This window comes from Acidovorax sp. (assembly GCF_022763525.1).
Lineage (GTDB): Bacteria > Pseudomonadota > Gammaproteobacteria > Burkholderiales > Burkholderiaceae_C > Acidovorax.
This window is the reverse complement of sequence record NZ_JALEGG010000307.1, coordinates 1-4,012: the sequence shown is the minus strand read 5'-3', so window position 1 is coordinate 4,012 and position 4,012 is coordinate 1. Positions and strand designations below refer to the sequence as shown.

Annotated in this window: 4 protein-coding genes; all 4 read right to left on the bottom strand. The window is 66.3% G+C overall.

Annotated elements, in window-relative coordinates; genetic code table 11:
* The coding region (locus MRY84_RS23125) for an ABC transporter substrate-binding protein (protein ID WP_291508007.1) at positions 1–875 on the bottom strand (875 nt) is incomplete at its 3' end.
* Positions 876–1,003: 128 nt separating this feature from the next.
* The gene (locus MRY84_RS23120; RefSeq protein WP_291508006.1) at positions 1,004–1,759 is read right to left on the bottom strand and encodes an ABC transporter ATP-binding protein; all 756 of its coding nucleotides are present in this window, start codon (positions 1,757–1,759) and stop codon (positions 1,004–1,006) included.
* Positions 1,756–2,541, bottom strand: a complete 786-nt coding sequence (locus tag MRY84_RS23115; RefSeq protein ID WP_291508005.1) for an ABC transporter ATP-binding protein — start codon at positions 2,539–2,541, stop codon at positions 1,756–1,758. Before MRY84_RS23115 ends, MRY84_RS23120 begins: the two co-directional genes overlap by 4 nt.
* On the bottom strand, positions 2,538–4,012 hold a 1,475-nt coding region (locus tag MRY84_RS23110), incomplete at its 5' end, for an ABC transporter permease (RefSeq protein WP_291508004.1). The genes MRY84_RS23110 and MRY84_RS23115, both read right to left, overlap by 4 nt.

Here is a 4,012-nt window from a genome sequence, read left to right as displayed (position 1 = left end):
GGCACGATGCTGGCCGTGACCAGGCCTTCGATGCCGCCGTTCAGGCGCTGCGCGGAGCCCGGCGCATCGGTGATGCCCACCGAGATGGTGTAGAGCGGCGACGCGGCACCAGCCCCTCGGTAGTCGCGCAGGAACACCTCCACCATCTTGCCCGCCATGATCATCACCACCGCGCCCGGCTGGGCCTTGGTGAGCTGGGCCACCTGGGCCTTGGCGTCGGTGGCGGCAATCTCGAGGGGCACGGTGTCCACCACTTTCACCTTCAGGCCCTGGGCGATCTGCAGGCAGGTGTCGAGGTTGGATTTGCCGAATGCGCTGTTCTGGTAGACGACGGCAATGTTGTTGATGCCCAGCGTGGCCAGATGGCCCACGATCTTGCGCAGCTCGGTCTCGTAGCTGGCGCGCACGTGGAACAGGTAGCGGTTGTGATTGGTGCGGAACGATGTGGTGCCCACCAGGGGCGCAAACATGGGCACGCCGGCCTTCTCGGCCAGGGGCATGGCGGCGATCAGGTTGCCCGTGGCCACATACCCGATCAGCGCAAACACCTTGTCGTCGTCGATGAGCTTGGCCGTGTTCTCGGCCGTCTTCTTGGGCTCGTAGGCGTCGTCGTAGGACACCAGCTCCAGCGTGCGGCCTTGCACGCCCCCGGTCTTGTTCACCTTGTCGAAGACCAGCGCGATGCCGGCCTTGTAGTCCACCCCGAAATCCTTGGCCGGCCCCGTGAACACGGCCGACTGGCCGACTTTGATGCGGGTGTCCGTCACCCCCGTCTCGGCAGCTGCCGGGCCCGCCCATGCCATTCCTGCCGCCGCCAGGCCCACCATGGCAGTCCGGCGGTCGATGCATCCATCCTCCATCCCTCGACACTTCATGTAGTGCTCCTTACATCAAAGATGAAAGTTTCAGCGCTGGCGCTGCCATCGTGCAAGTGTTGGGAGAGGTGTTTTTTGTAACCAACGGCACACGTGGGCAACACGCCACACGCGCTGGCGGAAGCACGTCAGACGCTCAGGTAGGCGCGGCGCACCTCGTCGTTGGCGGCCAGCTCGGCCATGCTGGCCTGGTAGCGGATCTGGCCCCTCTCCAGCACATAGGCGCGGTCGGAAACCAGTTCGGCGAAGTGCATGTTCTGCTCGGACAGCAGGATGCTCACGCCCTGCTCCTTGAGCTCCAGGATCATGTGCGCCATCTGCTCCACGATCACCGGGGCCACGCCTTCGGAAGGCTCGTCCAGCAGCACCAGGTAGGGATTGCCCATGAGCGTGCGCGCCACGGTCAGCATCTGCTGCTCGCCGCCGCTCATGCGGCCGCCCGGACGCTGAGGCATCTCGCCCAGGTTCGGGAAGAGCTTGAACAACCGCTCGGGCGTCCACACCGGAGCGGACGCGCCGTCGGGCCAGGCACGTGGCGGCTGGCGCCCGACCTCCAGGTTCTCCATCACCGTCAGGTCGGTGAACACGCGGCGGTCCTCGGGCACGAAGCCCAGGCCCAGGCACGCGGCATCGTGCGGATCGCTCTTGGAAATGTCCCGGCCCATGAACTGGATCTGCCCCTTGCGCTTGGCGAGCATGCCCATCAGCGTCTTGAGCGTGGTGGACTTGCCCGCGCCGTTGCGCCCCATCAGGGCCACAACCTCGCCGCGGCGCACGTCCAGATCCACGTCGTACAGGATCTGCGCCGCGCCATACCAGGCTTGCAGGCCCTGAGCCCGCAGCAGCACTTCAGGGGTTTCGCTGATCGTCGTCATCGTTGTCATGCCGTGCTCTCCGCGGCGGCTGCGGTCTTCTTTTCAAAGGTCTTGCCGGTGCCGAAGTAGACCTCCTGCACCTTGGGGTGGTCGCGCAGCTCCAGCGGCTTGCCTTCGGCAATGAGCCGGCCGCGCGCCAGCACGATCATGCGGTCGGCGTAGGCGAACACCACGTCCATGCTGTGCTCGGTGAAGAGCACCGCCATGTTGCGGTCGATCACCAGCTGCTTGGTAAGCGCCATGAGGGCGTTGCGCTCCTTGGGTGCCATGCCGGCCGTGGGCTCGTCCATGAGCAGCAGTTTCGGGCTGTTGGCCATGGCAATGGCCAGCTCCACGCGCTTGACGTCGCCGTAGGCAAGCACGCTGCAGGGTCGGTCGGCCTGCGACTTCATGCCCACCTGGTCCAGCAGTGCCAGGGCCTTGTCGCGCTGGTGGTCGGCGGCCTTGCGCCACATCGAGAACAGCTTGTGGTCGTGCGAGATCAGGGCCATCTGCACGTTCTCCACCACGGTGAGCGAAGCGAAGGTCTCGGCGATCTGGAAGGTGCGGCCCACGCCCATGCGCCAGATATCGCGGGGCTTGCGGCCCACCAGCTCCTGGCCGTCCAGCTGTATCGATCCCGCGTCGGCGGGCAGCTGGCCGTTGACCATGTTGAAGGTGGTGGACTTGCCGGCACCGTTGGGGCCGATGAGCGCCAGCAGTTCACCGGCAGCCAGCTCGAAGTGGATGCCGTCCACCGCCTTCACGCCGCCGAAGGACTTGCCCAGGCCCGAGACTTTGAGCAGGCTCATGCCAGGCCCTCCTTCATGTTCTTGGCTTCGCGCCGGTTGTCGAAGACTTGTTTGATGGCGCCCGCGATGCCCTGCGGGAAGAGCAGCACCAGGATGAGGATGATGGCCCCCAGCATGGCCCGCCAGTAGTCGGTGTTGCGCGCCACGGTGTCGTGCAGCCAGGTGAAGGTGACCGCGCCCACCACGGGCCCGGCCAGCGTCTGGATGCCGCCCAGCAGCACCATGACCAGACCGTCCACCGAGCGGCTCACATGCAGCGTTTCGGGCGAGATGCTGCCCTTGGAAAACGCAAACAGCGCACCGCCCAGGCCCGCGAACAGGCCCGCAATCACGAAGGCTGTCCACTGCATGCGCTTGACGTCGATGCCGATGGCATCGGCACGCAGCACCGAGTCCCGCCCTGCGCGCAGCGCGTAGCCAAACGGAGAGAACAGCACGCGGCGCAGCACGAGCACCCCTGCCACCACCAGCGCGAGGGTGAGGTAGTAGTAGTTGCGCTTGTCCGAAAGCCACTCGGCCGGCCACACACCGGTCAGGCCGTTGCTGCCGCCAGTGAAGCCATCCCACTGGTAGCAGATGGCCCAGGTGATCTGCGCAAAGGCCAGCGTGAGCATGGCCAGGTACACGCCAGACAGTCTCACGCAGAACCAGCCATACAGCAGTGCGCCCGCCGCCGCCACCAGCGGAGCCAGCACCAGGGCCAGCTCCATCGGAACGCCTGCCGCGCGCACCAGCAGGGCGGCGGCGTAGGCCCCAAGGCCAAAGTAGGCCGCGTGGCCGAATGAGTGCATGCCCGCCGGTCCCATGATGAAGTGCAGGCTGGCAGCAAACAGGGCTGCGATCAGCAGATCGATCAGCAGCACCGTGAGGTACGGCAAGCCTGCGGTGAACAACGGCAGCAGCACCAGCACCGCCACCAGTGCGGCGCCACCCAGCTTGAACCAGCGTTCGGGCTGGCGCAGCGGCGCCTCGGGCAGACCGGTGTTGCGGCTCACGCCCTGCGGCTTGCCCAGGAGACCCCAGGGGCGCCAGACCAGCACCACGGCCATCACCAGGAACTCCACCACCAGCGTGAGCTTGGAGAACGACACGCTGATGCCAAAAATTTCGACCACGCCCAGCCAGATGCAGATGGCCTTGATCTCTGCAATCAGCAGCGCCGCCACATAGGCGCCGGGGATGGAGCCCATGCCGCCCACCACCACCACCACGAAAGCAGCGCCGATGGTGTTGAGGTCCATCTCGAGCGTGGCCGGCTCGCGCGGCAGCTGCAGCGCGCCCCCCAGGCCTGCCAGCATCGCACCCAGGGCAAATACTGCCGTGAACAGCCAGGCCTGGTTCACGCCCAGCGCGCTGACCATCTCCCGGTCTTGCGTGGCGGCGCGCACCAGCGTGCCCCAGCGCGTGCGGGTGAGGAGCAGCCACAGAAGGCCCAGCACCACCGGGCCCACCACGATAAGGAACAGGTCAT

Coding starts and splice junctions, on each gene's coding strand:
- MRY84_RS23120 (WP_291508006.1), bottom strand. CDS start 1,759: ATGACAACGATGACGACGATCAGCGAAACCCCTGAAGTGCTGCTGCGG.
- MRY84_RS23115 (WP_291508005.1), bottom strand. CDS start 2,541: ATGAGCCTGCTCAAAGTCTCGGGCCTGGGCAAGTCCTTCGGCGGCGTG.